Genomic DNA, 19,446 nt, shown 5'->3' on the forward strand with positions numbered 1-19,446 from the left:
CCCGACAAGGTGGACTCCTATCGAATTATCATGAGCCCCTTGGCAGGTGCCTCCCACAGTATCCGCCTGTTTGAAAACAACGACTTCAAAGAGAATATTATCTTCATGTCTGCCCCTTCTTTGGTAAGCAAAGATTCAGTGAGCCAAGGTGTAGCAGATGCTCTAACTTTGAGAAGGGCGTTCACTGACATGGACCACAACTACGTTAACCCTGCATCTGACAACTATGTTGATGCTATAAATGAAGCAATGGCAGATTTAGGTAAGTGGAACACAAAAGGCAGCTATAAAAGCCCCTACGAAACGTTCAACGAGTATATGACGTGGGCTGTTTTTGGGCTTTATGTTTATGACAGTTTTGGAGAAAGTGACTATGAAAAAGTAATGCTTCAGCCAATAGATTTTATGGAAAACAACAGGGGTTTCGTAAAATTCAGTGCTTTCAACAAGCACCTGTTGGAGCTGTTCCGGAAGTATGATGGCAAGAAGAAGGTGCCTGAGCTATATTCTGAAATGCTGGAGTGGGTGAAAAAGGAGAATTACAGTAGCTAACCCGTAAATATTTCATGCTACGGTCAATTGTCTCGCACACAGAATGTGCAAGCCCGTTACTCTCTTTATCAAAGTCAAAATATTCTGGATCTTAGGCGGCCCATTACGCACTCATTTTCATTACCTTAAAGGATGCTTTGACGCTTTGCAATAACTCTTCAGGTATAGCAAGGCTGCTTCTGAGAGCTAAACCAATCGAAACCACAAAAAAAGCCAGTTCCTATGGACGAGATCAAAAAAGAAGACATCAAACAAGAAGTGTTTGACTTGTACGACGACTATGCCCACGACCGCATCAACCGGCGGGATTTTATGCAGAAGCTCTCGATCTATGCGGTAGGAGGCCTTACGGTGGCTTCACTCGCAAGTTTTCTGATGCCGGATTACAAGAACAAAGTTCAACTGGCAGCTGACGATCCGCGCATTAAATCGGAGTACATTACCTACCAGTCGCCTAAAGGTGGAGGACCAATAAAGGCGCTGCTGTCGATGCCGGCTGATGCAAAGACCAGACTTGGCGGCGTGGTGGTTGTACATGAAAACCGGGGACTGAATCCGCATATCGAGGATGTAGCCCGAAGAGCTGCACTGGCTGGGTTCATCTCCCTTGCACCCGATGCGCTCACGCCCCTCGGAGGCTACCCCGGCACTGATGATGAAGGCCGTACGCTGCAAAGCCAGCGCGACCGCAACGAAATGCTCGAAGACTTTATAGCGGCACACGACTACCTCAAGAACCACAAAAACTGCAACGGCAAAGTCGGTGTGGTAGGCTTCTGCTTCGGCGGCTGGATCTCGAACATGATGGCCGTGCGTATACCTGATCTGGCAGCAGCAGTTCCGTTTTACGGAGGGCAGGCGCCTGTCGAGGATGTGCCACAAATACAGGCTCCCCTCCTGCTGCACTACGCCGAGCACGATACCCGCGTAAACGAAGGCTGGCCGGCTTACGAAGAGGCTTTGAAGAAACACGATAAGGAATACACCGCACACTTTTACCCGGGCACCAACCACGGCTTCCACAACGACACCACGCCCCGCTACGACAAGGCAGCTGCCGAACTCGCCTGGCAGCGTACTGTTGACTTCTTTGAGCAGCACTTGAAATAAAAGCGTGTCATAAAAGCTATACCTGCATCAGCCACATGATCAACTTCAAACTACGCCCCTGGACCATGGACGACCTCGACAGTCTGGTGAAGTATGCTGACAACTTCAACATCGCCCGAAACATGGCGGACATTTTCCCGCATCCCTATACCCGCGAAAAAGGACAGGCATTTCTGGAGATGGCGACAAAGGGAAACCCTCCGCATATCCTGGCGATAGAGGTGGAAGGCGAGGCTGCCGGAGGTATAGGCATACACCCGCAGCAGGACATTTACCGGAAAAACGCGGAGATGGGCTACTGGCTGGCAGAGCCCCACTGGGGCAAAGGCATCGTAACGCAGGCCATCCGCCAAATGGTGGAATACGGCTTTGCCAATTGGGACATCAGCCGCATTTTTGCACGTCCCTTTGGGTATAACATCGCCTCGCAGCGGGCACTTGAGAAAGCGGGTTTTGTGTTGGAAGCAAAATTGGAGAAGACTTTCTATAAGAATGGGAAATACCAGGATGAATTGATTTATGCGGTGAGAAGTCCCGTTTAGGTCTCCGGGTATAACACAGGGTATTCAGCATCAAAAAAGCATAGTCTATTTGAACTTAACAAGCTTTATATTTATGCTTTAATACATACATTTACAAAATAACACCCCCTTTCTTTTCAGCCTATGAAAACAGCTTTACTGTTTTGTTTATTATTTATTTCCTTACCACTCCTGTCCCAGCAAATTGAATATACGCCTAATGTGCTGGTGCGAAAAAAACTCTTCAATCCACAAGATCTGCTCATAAATGAGAATGGAGATATTTATGTAGCTGACAATCAGACGACGCGTGTTTTCGATAATAAAGGCAATTTCAAAAAGGAATTTGCTTTCAGAAACATGAGCGGTGAAGCCCAATACAATGAGGTGAAATCAAGCTTAAGCTTGGCACAGGACAAGCAGGGACACCTTTATATCATGGGCAGGAACAGACTTGTAAGGAAAATCGATAAAGAAGGAAACACATTGCAAACCTTTGGAGGCTTTAATGATGTTGGCACCATGGTGTATTCCAGAGGTATAGCTGTCGACAAGGAAGGCTTTACTTATGTCGTGTTTAGCATGACGGGCCAAATTTACAAATATGACAAGGATGGAAATCTGCTCAAGCAATTGGCCGGAGGCACCAGTGAACGAAGAAGTGAGCCTGGCAATTTTTGGGGAGCAACTCAAATCTATGTAGATCCGACAGGAAATTTGCAAATAGTCGATCAGCATAACGGAAGGGTGCAGGTCCTTACGCCGAACGGCGATTATGTGCGCCAAATAGGGCAAGCAGAAAATCAAGGGGCTCCCATTTTCCCCACTGATGTAACTGTTGACGCCCAAGGGAACACTTATATTGCCGATTCCATTTCTGCTATGATCATAAAGTTCGACAGTCAGGGAAAACAGCTTGCCCGAATAGGTGCCAGAGGTCCTGATGATGGTAAGTTCACAACGGGTAATTTACGAGTTGCCCTTGATCAGGCAGGCTACATCTATGTGATGGATACGCATACCTTAAAATCAAATTGCCGTATCCAAAAATTTGATCCACAGGGCAGGTATGTCGCTACACTGGTGGATAACCGGGCTGAGTCTGAAAACACACTCATTGCCTCTGATCCTATTGGGAATTTTGTCGTGGCCAATACACATACCAGCCTTATCCAAAGATTCAACAGAAACGGGCAATTGGTTCACAGCTTCAGTAGTCGAACGGATGATCAGAGCGTTTATTTCTACGCTATAAAAGACATCAAAACAGATGCCAGCGGGAACATCTATGTGCTGGAGCAAAGCCAGAACGGAGGCATCAAAAAATTTGATGCCACTGGTAAACTATTGCATCGCTATGCTCCCACACATAGTTTAGGTTCAGGCAGAGTGGATGACTTCTCCTTACCTTATTATCCGTATAACTTTGCCTTCGATTCAAAGGGCAATACGTATTTGGCAGACTACAACCACGTTTTCAAGTATGATCCTGAAGGCAAGCATGTTGCTAAGTTCAAATTACCCTACAATACCAGCAGTGACAGTATTGTATATGACGATACACATGGTTTCAATATCAGCAAAGATGATATTCTATTTCTCATCAATAAGTCAGGTGCTAAAAAATTTGATACAAAAGGTGTTTTTATAGGCGATTTCATACCCTCCGATGTAAGCACATTTCCTGGCAATTTCCCGAAGGACATAGATTTTGACCCGGAAAACAATATTTATTTAGCCATTCATGGCTTTCTTAAGAAATATGATCACAAAGGGACACTGTTAAGTACTAGTAACTATCACCCGACCTTTATAAACCAAGGCAGGCAATCAAACTTTTCAGTCAATGGCAATGGATCGAGAATTGCAGTAGCTGCTAATGGCTGTGTCAGTGTTTTTGTTTCTAACAGGGCACCAAGCACTTATAAGCCGGACAAATTCTATATTATAGGATCCGTTTACTCTGATGATTACACGAACTGCTTACAAGATTCTAATGATAAGGGTCTAAGCGGCATTGCATTAATGGCTACTCCCGGTCCTTACTATGGGGTTACAGACGGTAATGGTAGATACGCTATCGAGGTAGACAGCGGCAATTATACCATATCCCAGTTTTTACCTGCAGAAAAAATCGGTCGCAAAATTATACAAACCTGTGTCCCTGAAGAACGGACACAGTATACAACAACGGCTAAAATAACGAACGGACCAGATTTTGGGAATAAGGTCACGGTCTCCCCTTACCTCGTTGTCAGCGTTTCTTCAGACAGGCGCCGGCGCTGCTTTGCGAGTGTTACCAAAATACTGTATTCTAACTCCGGCTTCGCCACCGCCCCCGACGCCAGGGTGTACCTGCAGCTGCCCCGCGAGGTGGAGCTCCTCTCGGCCGACAGGCCCTATACCCGCCTGCAGGACGGCACCTACGAATTCAGGGTGGGCGACCTGGCCGCCGGGCAGTCGGGCACCATCACCGTCGAGGACCTGGTGACCTGCGGCGACGAGTCGGTGCGCGGCCTCACGGTCTGCACCCGCGCCTGGATCACGCCCTCAAACAACAAACCAGCTGAGCCGACTCCAACGGTTACCATCACCGGACGCTGTAACGCATCAACAGGTATGGTCCGCTTTGTGGTGCGCAACACCGGCACGGCTGACATGACAGACCCCGGTCTCTTCCGCAAGTACGCCAATGGAGAGTTGGCCTCCGTGGAGCAGTTCCGCCTGGCCGCCGGCGACAGCCTCGTGCTGTGGGTGCCCTCTCTGGGCTACACCTGGCGCCTGGAGGCAGACCAACCTGATGGCAACGGCGACAACACCACGGCCAGCGTCACCATCGAGGGCTGCCCGGGCACGGAGGCAAGCTCGGTGAGCCGCGGGCAGGTCAACCTCCTTCCCGCCGATGACGAGGAGGCTGAGAAGTCCGCGGAATGCATGCTCATCACCGACTCCTACGACCCCAACGACAAGCTCGTCACGCCCGCGGGCCGCACCGAAGAGTTCTACACCCCCACCAACACGGCCCTCAAGTACAAGATCCGCTTCCAGAACACGGGCACCGACGTGGCCTACCGCGTGGTGGTCGTGGACACCCTTTCCGAGCACCTGGACCTGAGCACCCTGCAGCTGGGGGCCTCCTCCCACCCGAGCCGTGTGGAAGTGAGCGGCAAGGGGCGGCCCGTGCTCACCTGGACCTTCGACAACATCCTGCTGCCCGACTCCACGGCAGACGAACCCGGCAGCCACGGCTACGTCCTCTTCAGCATCAAACCGAAGGCGGACCTGCCGGAGAAGACGCTGGTGGAGAACCTGGCCGACATCTTCTTCGACTTCAACTCCCCTATCCGCACCAACATCACCCGGAACCGGATCTACGACATGCCGCCGGTGATAAACGAGAGTGTGCGGGTGAACCTGGAGGACGTACTGGCCACGCCAGGTATAGCAGGTTTTGAGCCAGCAGCTGGCAAGTTCGGCACAGAGGTGACCATCTCCGGTCAGCGCTTTGCCACAGCCCCTACTGACAACAAGGTATACCTGAACGGCAGGGCGGCCACGGTGGTGAGCGCCTCGGCTACCGAGCTGAAAGTGCTGATGCCGGCGGGCGCCACCACGGGCGCCCTGCAGGTGATCACCCCGGACGGCGGGGCGACCTCCTCTGGTAAGTTCCAGGTGTACCAGCCGCCCGTGCTCACTACATTTAGCCCGGCAGAGGGCATGGTGGGCCAGACGGTGACGCTCTCCGGCGAGCACCTGCAACCAGCGCTGATGGAAGGAGTAAAACTCGGCAACCTCGATTGTGAGATTATCGGGCATAATGGCAACTCAGTCACGGTGCGGGTGCCTGGGAGCGCCGCAACGGGCGCTTTCCGGATCAGCACCAAAGGCGGCGAGGCTGTGAGCGGCTCGGCCTACACCGTGTGGTACGCACCCACGATCACGGCCCTGAACAAAGAAACAGACATTGTGGGGGCGAGCCTGACCATCACGGGTGAGAACTTCTCAAGTGACAAAGCGCGTAACAAAGTTCTTTTCGGGCAGGCACTGGCCCAGGTGCTGGAGGCAAGCCCGCAACAATTAGTCGTGCGGGTGCCGGAAGGGGCCGCCTCTGGCTTCATCTCCCTGGAGACGCCCGGCGGAAAGGCCACAGCCGCCACGGCCTTCGAGGTGATCCCGGCCCCGAAATTCACGGCCGTGCAGCCGGCCAAGGGCGCGGTGGGCACGGTGGTGGAGATCACCGGCGAGCACTTCGGCATCATGGGCCAGCAGGACAGGATTACCTTCAATGGACAGGAAGCGCTGGTGCTGGAAGCCTCCGGCGACAGGTATAAGGTAAGAGTGCCAAGGGGCGCCTCTACCGGCAAGGTGACCATCACCGGCTACGGCGGCCAGGCCCACAGCAGTACAGACTTTGTGGTAGAGGAGCTGACTCCGGCCGAGGCCATCACCGTTTACCCCAACCCGAACAACGGGGAGTTAACCGTGAGCCTGCGCCATGCCGACTTCGACGTGCAGCTGGTCGAGGTGTACGATGCACTGGGCAAGCGCCTGCACCAGACCCGCATCACCGGGCCGAGGCCCGAGGCGGTGGAGATAAACCTGCCGACTGCCAAAGCCGGCCTGTACTTTCTGCAGATTCAGACGGAACAAGGCTTGATCGTCAAGAAGATAACTGTGCTGTAAAAACACCATCTCCACAAAAACAGAGCGGCCGCCTAGTCTTAACTAAGCGGCCGCTCTGTTTTTATTAGGTATAGAACCTATACCTTCCCGGCTTTGCTACGAAGCAAACACCTCCTCTGGATTTTTAAAGGCTTTGAACTCGAGCGGGTTTTTGCTGTGGTCGAGGATGAACATGGTGCGCTGCTCTCCTACCTGGCCTTCGTAGCGGGTATAGGGTTCTACTACGAAAGTAATGTTGTTCTTCTCCAGGCGCTCGCGTACCTGATCGAACTGCTCGTAGCTGAGAAGACAGCCAAAGTGCGGCACCGGCACACTAATGCCGGCTACTTGTCCGCAGTAATCCGGCTCTGGTATGTTGGCGCTCACATGGGCAGAAAGCTGGTGCCCGAAAAAATCAAAATCGATCCAGTGCTCGGTGCTTCTGCCCTCTTTGCAGCCCAAGATACCTACATAAAACTGGCGCGTCGATTCAATGTCCTTCACTTTGAAGGCGTAGTGGAATGGGTTCATTTAATATCCTTTGATTTTTGATACAATATTTATGAGTGACTCCCCGTGGCGCATGCGGTCGTAGTTCTCCAAAATCTGCGACACTGCCGAAGCCGGATTGGTAATACTGGCAATATGTGGCGTGACATGAATCAGTGGATGCTCCCAAAACGGGTGCTCTTCCGGCAGCGGCTCTTCCCGAAACACATCCAGGCTGGCTCCCGACAGATGTCCCTCATCGAGCATTTCGATCAGATCGTCATCCACAACATGCTCTCCACGGGCTACGTTGATCACATATGCTCCCTTTGGAAGCTTACTGAATGTGTCTCTGTTCAGAATATTAGCAGTCTGGCTCGTTAAAGGCAGCAGGCAGATCAGGATGTTGGCGCTCTCCAGAAAAGCATTCAGTTCCTCTGAACCGGCGTAGGCTCCTACCCCTTCCATCAGCTTAGGAGAGCGTGACCAGCCATGTACTTTGAAGCCGAGTTTACTCAGTTGCTGTGCCGTGTGTGTACCAAGCACGCCCATGCCCATCACCCCGATCACGACATCGGCGGTTCGTTTGTAACTGTGCTGTTTCCAGGTATGGCTGCGCTGCGCTTCTTTGTATTGATGCAGGCCACGCACATGGTTCAGCACCTGGGCGGTCACGAAAGTGGCCATGTCCTGCGTCAGGTTTTCGTCTACGATGCGGGTGATCTGCACACCATTCGGCAGTTCAGGGTCACGCAGAATATGGTCGACACCGGCTCCGGTGGAGGCGATGCACTTCAGGTTCGGAAACTTAGCAAAGGCACCCGGCGGATGATTCCAGGCCAGCGCAAACTCAACTTCCGCTGCCGGGCCTGTATCCGGATAAACATGTACATCTAAACCCGGACGGCGCTCCTTCAGGGCATTTTCCCAGCGGCTCGTGTTTCTGCCCTGGCTGAATATAGTGATTGACATAAAATTGCAAGTCTGTTCGGTGATGCGTGGCAAGGTATAGCCGCTCCCCCTGCCTAGGTACTAAACAGGATAAGTCCGTTAAATTTAACTAATCTTGCACAAAACATGTTAAAGAGAAATGAAAAGGCTGGCAAAAGGTTTAAATGAAATTCCTTATCCAGCTACCTTATACCTAAAACTGAACAAGATGGAGCAGTTGAGCTCAAAGATTTATAAAAAAGAATTTGTAGAGGCGTTTCCGGGCGATGACAGCGGGAAGCTTACGCCACGCCAGACGCCAGGTGTATTGTACAGCAAAGCCAAACCCACGCCGGTGGAGAAAGTGACGCTCCTGGCCTGGTCTGATGCGCTCGCAGAAGAGCTAGGTATAGCCAAGCCAGGCGAGCAGCAGGAGATTGACATATTGGGCGGCAACCGCGTTACGGACAGCATGTACCCCTACGCCGCCTGCTATGCCGGTCACCAGTTCGGCAACTGGGCTGGTCAGCTGGGCGATGGCCGGGCAATTACACTAGGCGAATGGGAAGCTCCAAATGGCAAAACCTGGGAATTACAGCTGAAGGGCGCAGGACTCACGCCCTACTCCCGCCGTGCTGATGGACGTGCAGTGCTACGCTCTTCGGTGCGTGAGTATTTGATGAGTGAGGCCATGCACTACCTGGGCGTGCCGACTACCCGTGCGCTTAGCCTGGTGAGCACGGGTGAACCTGTGCTCCGCGATATGTTTTACAATGGCAATGCGGCCTATGAACCCGGTGCGATCGTGATGCGGGTAGCGCCAAGCTTCCTACGCTTCGGTAATTTCGAGATGTTGAATGCCCGCAAGGAAGTCGACAACCTGCGTCAACTGGTAGACTGGACCATCAGTCGCTATTACCCACACATCACAGGAGAAAATAAAGTGATCGACTGGTTCAAGGAGGTCGTGGACCGCACCGCCAGCCTGATGGTGGAGTGGATGCGTGTGGGCTTTGTGCACGGTGTGATGAACACCGACAACATGTCCATCCTCGGTATGACCATTGACTACGGCCCCTACTCTTTCGTGGACAATTATGATCTTAACTTCACCCCAAACACCACCGACCTGCCAGGCCGCAGGTATGCCTTTGGCAAGCAGCCATCCATCGGTTACTGGAACCTGGGCGCCCTGGCGGGTGCCTTGCTACCGCTGGCCGACAAGGATAAGCTGGTAGCTACACTGGATTCTTTCAAAGACGTGTATTGGACAGAATACTATGCCATGATGGGCCGCAAACTCGGGTTAGACCAGGTGTCGCAGTTAGACCGCGACCTGATCAGTCAGTTCGAGAAAACGCTGTCAGAAATACAGCCTGACATGACCATTTTTTACCAGTTGCTCATCGACCTGCCGCTTTCAGTAGATGGTGAAGAAGCAGTAGCGAATTACTTCAAGCAGGCACTGTACGATGACCTGACAACGGAGCAAAAAACAGCGCTCTATACCTTGATCAGCAATTACCTGGAGCGACTGAACACCAACAAGATCAGGCGTTCGGATTCGCAGGAAATGATGCGCAAAGCCAATCCACGTTTTGTGCTGCGCAACTACCTGCTGCACCAAGCCATCGAGGGATTGGAGAAGGGTGATGATACGCTGTTTGTAAAGCTACAGGAAGCAATAAAAGAACCGTACTCAGACAAATTTGATGAGTTCTTCCAGACGCGACCGGAGTGGGCATCTCAGAAAGCAGGCTGCTCGATGCTATCGTGTAGTTCGTAAACTTCTTTTAAAGCAAGAAAAAAATGCCTCTGATTCTTCAGAGGCATTTTTTCTTAAAAACTCTTCCGATGCATCCGCACAGGAAACAAGCGGTAATCCATTAAACTGACCGCATACGGAAAGCCCCGCCAGTGGACGATCGGGACATGCCGGGCCGGGCTTGGGCCTTTGGTATCAGGTATAGCCAGCATCGTATTGCCGATATAGCTCAACTCCCCTTTATCAATCGCTAACTTGCTTGCGACATGCTGCAAAAACACATCCTTGTCAGCATCCGACGAAGTGAAGGCTATTTCCCGTGACATGGTGGCACCACCTTCCAGTTCGGGTGAGTAAAACACGCGGGAGTAGGTGTCAATGGCGATGATCGGTACAGCCAAAGTAGGTACCTTGGCCTGCATCACGTCTGGCGGTGCCATAGGCGCCTGATTGGCAACACGCTTCACCATCTCCGTTACTTTCTGAGCGGTATAGATGCCCTTGATCGTTTCGGACTCGATGCGCTTGAGCACCTGCTCTACCTTCGACTCAAAAGGCTGGCCTGGATTGTCCAGTCTGGGTGAAACCGGTCGTTGCGGAGCAGCTTGTGGTGGCGCCTGCCCCTGCGGACGCGGCTTCTGCACCTGCGGCAGCGGTTTTGGCTTTTCACGCTCCGGTATGTAGCTGTCTTTGATGTGCCGCTCATGCACGTTAATTACCGTGGTGAAGGTATTAATAAAGTGCTCCGTGTTCTGCACATGAAACAGCTCCAACTCCTGGATGCGCTTGCGGGTAACCAGGTAGTTATGAATCAGCTTCGTCTTCTCGAAGACGGCCAGTATTTTTTCGGCATGTGGCGTATGCTTATACCTTTCATACAGCCTGTGCAGGGCATTCAGCCGGGCGTTGGAGGCACGGATGTACTGCATGGCGCGGGCATCGGCAGCACCGGGATGGTCCATGACCGTGCGGGTTGACTCCTGTTCCAGCCCGAAAAAAGAACGGAAAAATCTGATCATTAGGACAGGATGCGTTTCAGGTGCTGGGTTTCAATTTCGACCTGCAGCTTCTCAGAAAGCTTCATCTCTTCAAAGATGTTGTCGATGTGCTGGATATAGAGGTCCAGCACCGCCTCCTGCTCGTCGCTCAGGATGCGGTGCCGGACGGCTACTTCTTCTTCTTTCTTATCCCCTTTATAGATCATTATTCAATTTCAATCTGTTTAGACTTGCCGAAAGTGCCGATGATCTTGCTGTTAAGCTCCTCCTGCACCTGCGCCAGTTCTTTTACGGCTTCCGCCCGCTTCTTACTACCCTCTTCCGAAATTTTGATCACCTGGTCGAGCGTTTCCACCATGTCCTTGTTCACTTTCTTGAGCGTCTCCACATCCACGATGCCTCGCTCGTTTTCCTGCGCTGCAATCACCACGTTCTTCTTGAGCAGCTCCGAGTTCTTGCGGAGCATTTCGTTGGTGGTGTCGGTCACTTTTTTCTGAATCTCAAGTGCCTTGCGCTGCTTCTCCAGACCCAGCGCAATCGCCACCTGCTGACGCCATACAGGTATAACTGTCACGATGGAGTTCTGAATCTTCTGGGCCAGTACATCGTTGGTGGTCTGAATCATGCGGATCTGCGGCATCGACTGCGTCGCGATGGTATGGGAGAGCGTGAAGTCGTGCACTTTCTTCTCCAGCCGCTCCTTAAAAGCGATCATATCGCTCAGACGCTGCACGGCCAGTTCGTCCTGTCCGCTATTCTCCACCTCGTCCTGCAGCTTCGGTATGATATCCGTCTCGATCTCCTCGATCTTCATTTTACCGGCCGCAATCACCGAACGGATTTCGTGAATGTACTCTACCGCCTGGTTGAACATCACTTCCAGACTGGTCGAGTCTTTCATGATGCTCTGGCGGGTGCGCTCCAGTTTCACCACCACGTCGTCTACGTTAGCCGACACGGAGTTATACTGCGAGGCGATCTGCTTCGACTTGTCCGAAAACTTTTTCACAAAAGGCAGGCGTGAAAAGAAACCACCCTTCTCCTGCTCGTCAATCTTGATCATGTTGATCTGGTTGAGGAGCTCATTAATGGCATCACCCGCCTCGCCGGAATCCTTGGCTTTCACTTTGGTGAGCAGTTCGTTGGAGTAGTGGCCGAGTTTGCGCTGGGTTTCCACGCCGAAATTGCTCAGGCTTTCCGGATTGCCCGGATCTATGGATTTAGAGATCGCCAAAGCTTTCTCTTTTATTTTCTCTTGATTCTCTGCGATCGTAATCTCTGTTTTCTCTGTTTTTTCCATCTTGTTTTATTACCTAAAAAGGTTGTGATTGATTAGGTCTAAAGAGTCTAAATACTTTTTGATGCGCTCGTGCCGGTCTGTCTGCTCGTACCACTCTATTTCGTTGAGCGGCAGGTACTCGCCCAGCAGGTTGCGCACTTCTTTGAGCAGCGCATCGCCTTTGCGTGTTCTAAACTCCGGGTTGCGGTACTGCGCACTCAGGTACTCCACCTTTACCTGTCCTGTTTTCGTTATAGCCAGCTCCCTTACCTCCACTACAAGTTCCGAGGACTTGCCATCTTCTGTCACCATGGTTTTGTACACGCCTTTGTTGCCTTCGTCGAGCGCCAGCGTGCATTGCTCCCGCACATCCTGCAGCGCCTTGCGTAGTTTCCGGTTCGGCACCACATAGTGTCCAACAATGTAGCCCAGTAGAGCCGCAATTAAAAATGTCCAAAAAATAAGCATTGGGTTTATAGAGTTTAATGCTCAAATAACTATGTAATGAAGCAAAATAAATTGATGTAATCAAGTATTGGTCAAGCAGAAGTGGTCCTGATCGGAAATGCGCAGCCGGATTTTCAGCCTCTCCTCCCATCTCAAGCCCCTGCCATACCAGCCTTTTCTAATTCTCTATACGCGGAACCCGTGCTGGTGGCTGCCGGCTGTACCTGCGCAGGTATAGCCCGTGCCCTGATCCTGCAGGGTTGTACCTATTCCCTGTCCTATTACGGCTGCGCACGACCAGTCTTTACAGCGCTCGCCGATAAAATCAGGCATTTTGTCTAATTTGCAGACCTTTTCATACCTGATTTTATACCTTCGCCTATATGCAGCACCGGCATTTTATTTTGCACAAACCTTACGGCTACATCAGTCAGTTCGTGTCTGATAAGAAAAAGCAGAAGCTCCTGGGGGAATTGTACGACTTTCCGGACGGAACCATGGCCATCGGGCGGCTCGACGAGGCCAGCGAGGGGCTGCTCCTGCTCACCACCGACGGCAAAACGAGCGAACAGGTACGCAGCAAGCAGGTGGAAAAAGAATATTACGCACAGGTCGACGGTCTGATCACTGACGAGGCCATTGCGCAAATGCAGGCTGGGGTTTCGATCGGGATATATGGCGAGCAGTACGGCACCCGCCCCTGCACTGCTTTCCGGCTGGACACGGCGCCCGATTTTCCGGAGCGCAGCCGCCGCATCCGCAGTGACCGCCACGGGCCTACCAGTTGGGTCTCCATTACGATCTCTGAAGGTAAGAACCGACAGGTCCGCAAAATGACCGCTGCCGTGGGCTTTCCGACACTTCGGCTGGTACGTGTCCGGATTGGAAATATACGGCTGCAGGAGTTTGTACCGGGTGCTGTTACAGAAGTTGAAAGCTTTGATTTGGGATAGAAGCCTGTGCTACACCTGCGAAATTTCATTGGGGCTTTAAACCAAAGTTGTCGTGGAGAGTCTATTTAGCGGCTTCAGCATCTATAGCAATATTTACTATATTTAACGGATCTACCTTAACATATCATACAAATAATCCATACCTTAAATTAACCATGAAGAAACACCCTATTCGCATTCTGGCGCTGGCTTTGATGCTATCAGGCGGTGTAAGCAGCGCAACCCTCGCGCAGCGACCGCAACAGGCACAGTCGCAGCAAAAGCAAGATCCTGTTATCCAGAACATCATCAAAATGGCCACCGAAAACTCACAGCTGGAGCAGCTGGGTCATGAACTGATGGACGGCGTGGGACCACGTCTGGTAGGTACACCACAGATGAAGGAAGCCGCTGACTGGGCCGTGAACAAGTACAAAGGCTGGGGCATAGATGCCCGTATAGAAAACTATGGCGAATGGCGTGGCTGGGAACGCGGCATCACACACATCGACATGGTGCACCCGCGCGTGCAGTCTCTGGAAGGTATGCAGCTGGCCTGGAGTCCTGCCACACCATCTAAGGGAGTGACTGCTGAGGTGATCACGATGCCTGATTTTGCTGACTCTGTTGCATTTCAGCGCTGGTTGCCAAACGTGAAAGGCAAAATGGTGATGATCTCGATGTACCAACCAAGCGGCCGTCCGGAGTATAACTGGAAAGAGTTTGCGACGGAGGAGTCGTTTGAGAAAATGAAGAAAGTGCGTGACGAGCAGAACGAGGCTTACCGCAAGCGCATTGCCGCTACTGGCAAAACCGCCCGTACGCTTCCTGTTGCGTTGGAAAATGCTGGTGCTGCCGGTATCGTGATGTCGAACTGGTCGCAGGGCTTTGGCGTGAACAAGATCTTCAGCGCCTATACCAAGAAAATTCCTACAGTAGACATCGCCCTGGAAGATTATGGTATGCTGTACCGCCTGGCGGAAAATGGCAGCAAGCCACGCATCAAGGTAGTGGCCGAATCGAAGCACGCTAAGAAGCCGGTGCCTACCTTCAACACCATTGCTGAAATCAAAGGCTCTGAAAAACCAGACGAGTACGTGATCCTGTCGGCTCACTTCGACTCCTGGGATGGTGCTACCGGTGCTACTGACAACGGTACAGGCACAATCCTGATGATGGAAGTAATGCGCATTCTGAAGCAGGTATACCCAAATCCGAAGCGTACCATCCTGGTAGGTCACTGGGGTAGCGAAGAGCAGGGTCTGAACGGTTCACGCGCTTTCGTGGAAGATCACCCGGAGATTGTAAAGAAGACACAAACAGTGCTTAACCAGGACAACGGTACGGGTCGTGTGGCCAACATCTCTGGTCAGGGCTTCCTGCATGCGTATGACTACATGGGCCGCTGGTTGAACGCTGTTCCGCGTGAGATCACCAAAGACATCCAGACCTCTTACCCCGGCTTCCCGGGCGGTGGTGGTTCTGACCATGCTTCGTTCATTCCGCACGATGTACCTGCCTTTATGCTGAGCTCTCTGAGCTGGTCTTATGGCAACTATACCTGGCACACCAACCGCGACACGTACGACAAGATTGTGTTCGACGATGTGCGCAGCAACGTGATCCTAACGGCCATCCTGGCTTACATGGCCAGCGAAGAGCCGGAACTGGTACCGCGTGAGCGCAGTGTGATGCCGGTTAACCCACGTACTGGCGAGCAGATGAGCTGGCCACAGGCTAGACCCGCAACCCGCAAAGGTGGCTTAGACTAAGGCTTCATCAGACAGGTTAAGACCTGATCTATTTTAACACGACCGCTGTAGAACTTCTGCAGCGGTCGTGTTTTTTTTAAGCTATACCTGCTTTTCCTTAAGACCCGTCTTCCCGGGAATTGATAAGCTTTTGCGCCAGGCACCGTATATAAGCCTAAATGCCACCACCTATACCTGCAAAATCGAAAACACACATGATTGGCAAATCGACATACAAGGCCGCGCGTGAAGTGGCTCAGATAGCAGAAGACCATTTTACCAGCCAGATTGAAGCAGCCAAAAAACTAAACGGGAATAACCTGGCCACCATCCCCCCTGCCCGCATCATCGAAACCATGATTGATGCCGCTTTCTGGGCGAGTCTGCGACGCGAAGAAGGGCAGTCTCCTAAAATATCTCTGGCCTTTCTGCCCCCTGAGCAGGCCGTGCAGCCGCTGCTGTTTGAGCACCACCTCACCCTATCCCCTGCTGTGCTCACTAAAATTGGGCCGGGTGTGGAGCGCCCTGGGATCCACCTGGGGGTGTGGTACGAAGGAGACTACCTGCATATCTGGGGTACTACCCGCACTATACCTAATTTTTGCTTTGTGCTTGATGTGCCAGAGCCCGGCTTGCTGGTGATCAAGCACCGCCGCCAGGATGGCTTTGGCAAGTTCGTGAATGTAGCTGTGTTGATGGGTGACCAGGTAAAGATCGTGAATGAACAAAGCGCCCACTTGCCTGACTGCCCCGATCTACTGTATTCGCTGCTGGGTTTCAGCTCCCTGAGCGTCTGGAACAAATCGCTAAATGTGCTGGTACAGCTGGCTGTGTCGATGCGCTCTCACAAGAGAGGCGGCATCCTGCTGGTGGTACCTGCCGGCTCTGAGGAGTGGCGCCAGTCGATTCGGCACCCGATGCGCTACGCGGTTGACCCTGCCTACTCTGAACTCGCTGAACTGATGCAGCGGCGGGCAGACCAGGACGATAAAGATAAAAGCTGGCAGGATGAAATAGGTCGGGCAATCGATCACATGGCCGGTCTCACCGCTGTGGACGGTGCCACCATCATCAGCGACACGTATGAACTGTATGGCTTTGGCGCGAAGATCACCCGCAAACAAGGAAGTAGTCCCGTTGATAAGCTGATCCTAACAGAGCCCGTGATTGGCGGAGATGCCACTATAGACCAGCCTGCACTAAGCGGCGGCACAAGGCATTTATCGGCCGCTCAGTTTGTGCACGACCAGCGGGACGCAATTGCACTGGTTGCCTCGCAGGATGGCCGGTTCACCATCTTCAGCTGGTCTGCCTGCGAGAACATGGTACAGGCCAACCGTATTGACTCTCTGCTGCTCTAGCAGCATAAATCACCCTGTTTTCCTTTCCCTGAAAGAGTCACTGGTTTGTGAATTTAAGGAATGATTATTGCACTCGTTTTTGTTGATAAGGAAGAGATGTTTTAGAAATAGAGGACGATATGATTAGAGATAAGATAACTAAAAAACGGGCTTTCCTGGTGCCGGCACTGCTGCTGGCATTTGTGTCGCTGGCTTTCGTCAATCCGCAAACGGACCTGCTCCAGAAGCTGGAGACGCACCTGGCAAGCTGGCGCACGCAATATGCCCCTGAGAAGGTATACCTGCACCTGGATAAGCCGCGCTACACACCGGGCCAACAGATCTGGTTCAAAGGCTATGTAGTAGACGCCACCAGTCTGCAGCCAACTGCAAAGAGCAATGTGCTGTACGTTGACCTGCTTAACGCCAACAACGAAGCCGTGCAGCGCCTGAAACTGAAAGCTGAAAACGGCAAAGCCAATGGCGACATCATCCTGCCGGCTAACCTGCCAGTAGGGCAGTACACGCTGACTGCATATACCCAATGGATGCGCAATTTCGGGGAAGAGAGCTTCTTCCGGAAAGAGATCAGCATCATAGGCGAAAAGGCAACGGCAGAAAAGCAGGATAAGACCACACAGAAAATCGATCTGCAGTTTTTCCCGGAGGGCGGTGACCTGGTGCAGGGGCTGCAAAGCCGCGTGGCCTTTAAAGCTACGAAACCAGACGGAACAGGTATAGCCGTGACAGGTGCTGTGTATGATGCCCAGAACCAGAAGCTGTTTGACTTCAAAGACACACACCTGGGTATGGGCGCCTTTATGCTGCAACCGCAGCAGGGCCAGCGCTACCAGGCAAGGGTAACCTTTGAAGATGGCAGCAGAGCCGAGTATACCTTACCGGAAGCAAAATCGGCCGGCTATGTGCTGCGCGTAAATGAAACAGCCAATCCGGATCAGGTGCAGGTGCAGGTTGCAGGCAATGCCTCCGGCCGGCAGTCGCTGGTGCTGACAGGTATAAGCCGCGATGCGGTGCAGTATGCCGAGCAGTTCAACCTGCAGCCAGGTCAGACGTTCAGTAAACAGATCGCCAAGGCGGACTTCCCGACAGGTATAGCACGCTTTAACCTGGCCACTGCCAACGGTGAGCCACTGGCAGAGCGCCTCGTGTTTATCGACAGACAGGACAACCTGGACATCAGCCTGACTACCGACAAGAAAACCTACGCGGGACGTGAGCAAGTAACCATGCAGGTGCTGGCCCGTGACAAGCAGGGCAATCCGGTGTCTACGGATTTCTCGCTGGCCATCACCGATGACGAACTGGTGACGCCTGAGCTGCAGGGACTCAACATCAACGCCTACCTGCTGCTGACCTCCGACCTGCGCGGCTATGTGCAGAACCCGGGATATTACTTTGAAGAAGGTGACGCAGCACGACAGGAGGCCCTCTCCCACCTGTTGATGACGCAGGGCTGGCGCCGTTTTGCCTGGCAGCAGGCAGCCCAAGGTGAGTTTCCGGAGTTGAAGCACAGCCCTGAGACGGACCTTGCCGTGCGCGGCACTTTGCTTACCGACAGAGGCAAACCGGTGAAAGGCGGCGAAGCACTGCTATACCTGAAAGGGCAGCACCTGGCTTTCATTACTACCGAAACCAATAAAGACGGTAGGTTCGCCTTTGAAGGATTTGACTATACAGGCCCCGTTGACATGGTGGTGCAGGGTACGGATAATCGTGGTCGACGCAAGCATTTGCAAGTGAAGATCGACGAGCAGGAATACCAGCCAAAACTGCCGGCTATACCTGCCCCGCAAAGTGAGGAACTGGTGGCCAGTGCAAGTCCGGATCTGTTGACAGCCGGTAAAGTAGAAATGGCAGCGGCTGACGAGGTAAACGCTGACCTGACGCTGAAAGGCATACTGCTGAAGGATGTGGAGATTCAGGGTGAAGCGGACATGGTACAGCCTTTCAAATTGCACCGAAGGGCAGATGCGGTTATTGATGTGAAGGATCTTCCGGTTGCCCCTTCCGGCAATGTGATAGAATCTTTGCAGGGGCGTGTAGCGGGAGTTCAGGTATACCGTGCCGGTCCGAATGATTACAGGGCGCGTATCCGTGGCAGCAGAACCGCTCCGCTCTACCTGATTGATGGCATGCCTGTTGAAGAGGGCATTACCTCGCAGCTGAACCAGTTCGACATCAGCCGCATCGAGATCCTGAAAGATCCGGCCAGCGCCAGTCTGTATGGCGGCCGTGCTTCGGGTGGTGTGATTGCGCTGTATACTCGCCAGGGTGGTGAGGCCATGCAGGAAGTGGAACCTGGCAAGTACATCATCATACACCGCGCACAGGGCTACAGCAAGACACGAGAGTTCTATAGTCCTGCCTACGACGGGAAGACTCCGGTCAGCCGTGAGCCAGACCTGCGCACGACGCTGTACTGGAACCCGAGCGTGCAGACGGACGCAGCAGGCAAAGCGACTGTTACGTTCTACGCCGCCGACCGCAACACGACTTACAGAGCCATTGCCGAAGGTATATCCGATGCCGGTAAGCCTGGCCGGGGTGTAACAACCTTTGATGTGAATCTGGGTAGAGCTAATCCGTAACAGAGTCTATATCTTTTAAAAAGCCCGCTGTTGTTGAAACAGCGGGCTTTTTTTATACCTC

The 19,446-nt window shown here is 52.6% G+C and carries 16 protein-coding genes; 9 read left to right on the top strand and 7 right to left on the bottom strand.

Features of this window, described 5'->3' with window-relative positions; genetic code table 11:
• The first annotated feature begins 30 nt into the window (after window positions 1-30).
• From AC5FXQ_RS18675 to AC5FXQ_RS18690, 4 genes are all read left to right on the top strand, one after another.
• The gene (locus AC5FXQ_RS18675; protein WP_493603934.1) at window positions 31-552 is read left to right on the top strand and encodes a hypothetical protein; all 522 of its coding nucleotides are present in this window, start codon (window positions 31-33) and stop codon (window positions 550-552) included.
• Between the two features lie 222 nt (window positions 553-774).
• Window positions 775-1,662: a dienelactone hydrolase family protein gene (locus tag AC5FXQ_RS18680; RefSeq protein WP_493603935.1), complete on the top strand. Its 888-nt coding sequence runs from the start codon at window positions 775-777 to the stop codon at window positions 1,660-1,662.
• A 35-nt stretch (window positions 1,663-1,697) separates the two neighbouring features.
• Complete coding sequence (locus AC5FXQ_RS18685) at window positions 1,698-2,204, top strand: GNAT family N-acetyltransferase (RefSeq protein ID WP_493603936.1); 507 nt, start codon at window positions 1,698-1,700, stop codon at window positions 2,202-2,204.
• Between the two features lie 207 nt (window positions 2,205-2,411).
• Window positions 2,412-6,866 carry a DUF7619 domain-containing protein gene (locus AC5FXQ_RS18690; RefSeq protein ID WP_493603937.1) on the top strand — a complete coding sequence of 1,485 codons (4,455 nt, stop codon included), beginning with the start codon at window positions 2,412-2,414 and terminating at the stop codon, window positions 6,864-6,866.
• A 96-nt stretch (window positions 6,867-6,962) separates the two neighbouring features.
• Here AC5FXQ_RS18690 and AC5FXQ_RS18695 read toward each other — a convergent pair whose 3' ends face one another.
• Together AC5FXQ_RS18695 and AC5FXQ_RS18700 are read right to left on the bottom strand one after the other, a co-directional pair.
• On the bottom strand, window positions 6,963-7,376 hold the full coding sequence (locus tag AC5FXQ_RS18695; protein ID WP_493603938.1) for a VOC family protein: 414 nt from the start codon (window positions 7,374-7,376) through the stop codon (window positions 6,963-6,965).
• Window positions 7,377-8,306: a 2-hydroxyacid dehydrogenase gene (locus AC5FXQ_RS18700; protein WP_493603939.1), complete on the bottom strand. Its 930-nt coding sequence runs from the start codon at window positions 8,304-8,306 to the stop codon at window positions 7,377-7,379.
• Between the two features lie 118 nt (window positions 8,307-8,424).
• Here AC5FXQ_RS18700 and AC5FXQ_RS18705 point away from each other — a divergent pair, with 118 nt between their 5' ends.
• Complete coding sequence (locus AC5FXQ_RS18705; RefSeq protein ID WP_493603940.1) at window positions 8,425-10,050, top strand: protein adenylyltransferase SelO; 1,626 nt, start codon at window positions 8,425-8,427, stop codon at window positions 10,048-10,050.
• 53 nt (window positions 10,051-10,103) lie between these two features.
• On the opposite strand, the gene AC5FXQ_RS18710 is transcribed toward AC5FXQ_RS18705, so the two are convergent.
• The 5 genes from AC5FXQ_RS18710 to AC5FXQ_RS18730 all read right to left on the bottom strand — a co-directional run bounded on the left by AC5FXQ_RS18710 (window position 10,104) and on the right by AC5FXQ_RS18730 (window position 13,086).
• Window positions 10,104-11,048, bottom strand: coding sequence for a hypothetical protein (locus tag AC5FXQ_RS18710; RefSeq protein WP_493603941.1), 945 nt, complete (start codon window positions 11,046-11,048; stop codon window positions 10,104-10,106).
• Entirely contained in the window at window positions 11,048-11,233 is a 186-nt protein-coding gene (locus AC5FXQ_RS18715) for a hypothetical protein (protein WP_493603942.1), read from the bottom strand. Before AC5FXQ_RS18715 ends, AC5FXQ_RS18710 begins: the two co-directional genes overlap by 1 nt.
• A complete protein-coding gene (locus tag AC5FXQ_RS18720; RefSeq protein ID WP_076422700.1) occupies window positions 11,233-12,327 on the bottom strand; it encodes a toxic anion resistance protein in 1,095 nt (364 codons plus the stop codon). Before AC5FXQ_RS18720 ends, AC5FXQ_RS18715 begins: the two co-directional genes overlap by 1 nt.
• Window positions 12,328-12,336: 9 nt before the next feature.
• Complete coding sequence (locus tag AC5FXQ_RS18725; protein WP_493603943.1) at window positions 12,337-12,774, bottom strand: hypothetical protein; 438 nt, start codon at window positions 12,772-12,774, stop codon at window positions 12,337-12,339.
• A 165-nt stretch (window positions 12,775-12,939) separates the two neighbouring features.
• Window positions 12,940-13,086, bottom strand: coding sequence for a hypothetical protein (locus tag AC5FXQ_RS18730; RefSeq protein WP_493603944.1), 147 nt, complete (start codon window positions 13,084-13,086; stop codon window positions 12,940-12,942).
• 50 nt (window positions 13,087-13,136) lie between these two features.
• Here AC5FXQ_RS18730 and AC5FXQ_RS18735 point away from each other — a divergent pair, with 50 nt between their 5' ends.
• The 4 genes from AC5FXQ_RS18735 (at window position 13,137) to AC5FXQ_RS18750 (ending at window position 19,385) form a co-directional block, all read left to right on the top strand.
• Complete coding sequence (locus AC5FXQ_RS18735) at window positions 13,137-13,706, top strand: pseudouridine synthase (protein WP_493603945.1); 570 nt, start codon at window positions 13,137-13,139, stop codon at window positions 13,704-13,706.
• A 155-nt stretch (window positions 13,707-13,861) separates the two neighbouring features.
• Window positions 13,862-15,457 (top strand): M20/M25/M40 family metallo-hydrolase, encoded by a 1,596-nt coding sequence (locus AC5FXQ_RS18740; protein WP_493603946.1) that lies wholly within the window; start codon window positions 13,862-13,864, stop codon window positions 15,455-15,457.
• Window positions 15,458-15,651: 194 nt separating this feature from the next.
• Window positions 15,652-16,797, top strand: coding sequence for a putative sensor domain DACNV-containing protein (locus AC5FXQ_RS18745; RefSeq protein WP_493603947.1), 1,146 nt, complete (start codon window positions 15,652-15,654; stop codon window positions 16,795-16,797).
• Between the two features lie 119 nt (window positions 16,798-16,916).
• Window positions 16,917-19,385 (top strand): TonB-dependent receptor plug domain-containing protein, encoded by a 2,469-nt coding sequence (locus AC5FXQ_RS18750; protein WP_493603948.1) that lies wholly within the window; start codon window positions 16,917-16,919, stop codon window positions 19,383-19,385.
• The last annotated feature ends 61 nt before the right edge of the window (window positions 19,386-19,446 follow it).

It is taken from the genome of Pontibacter sp. LHS1 (genome assembly GCF_058932855.1).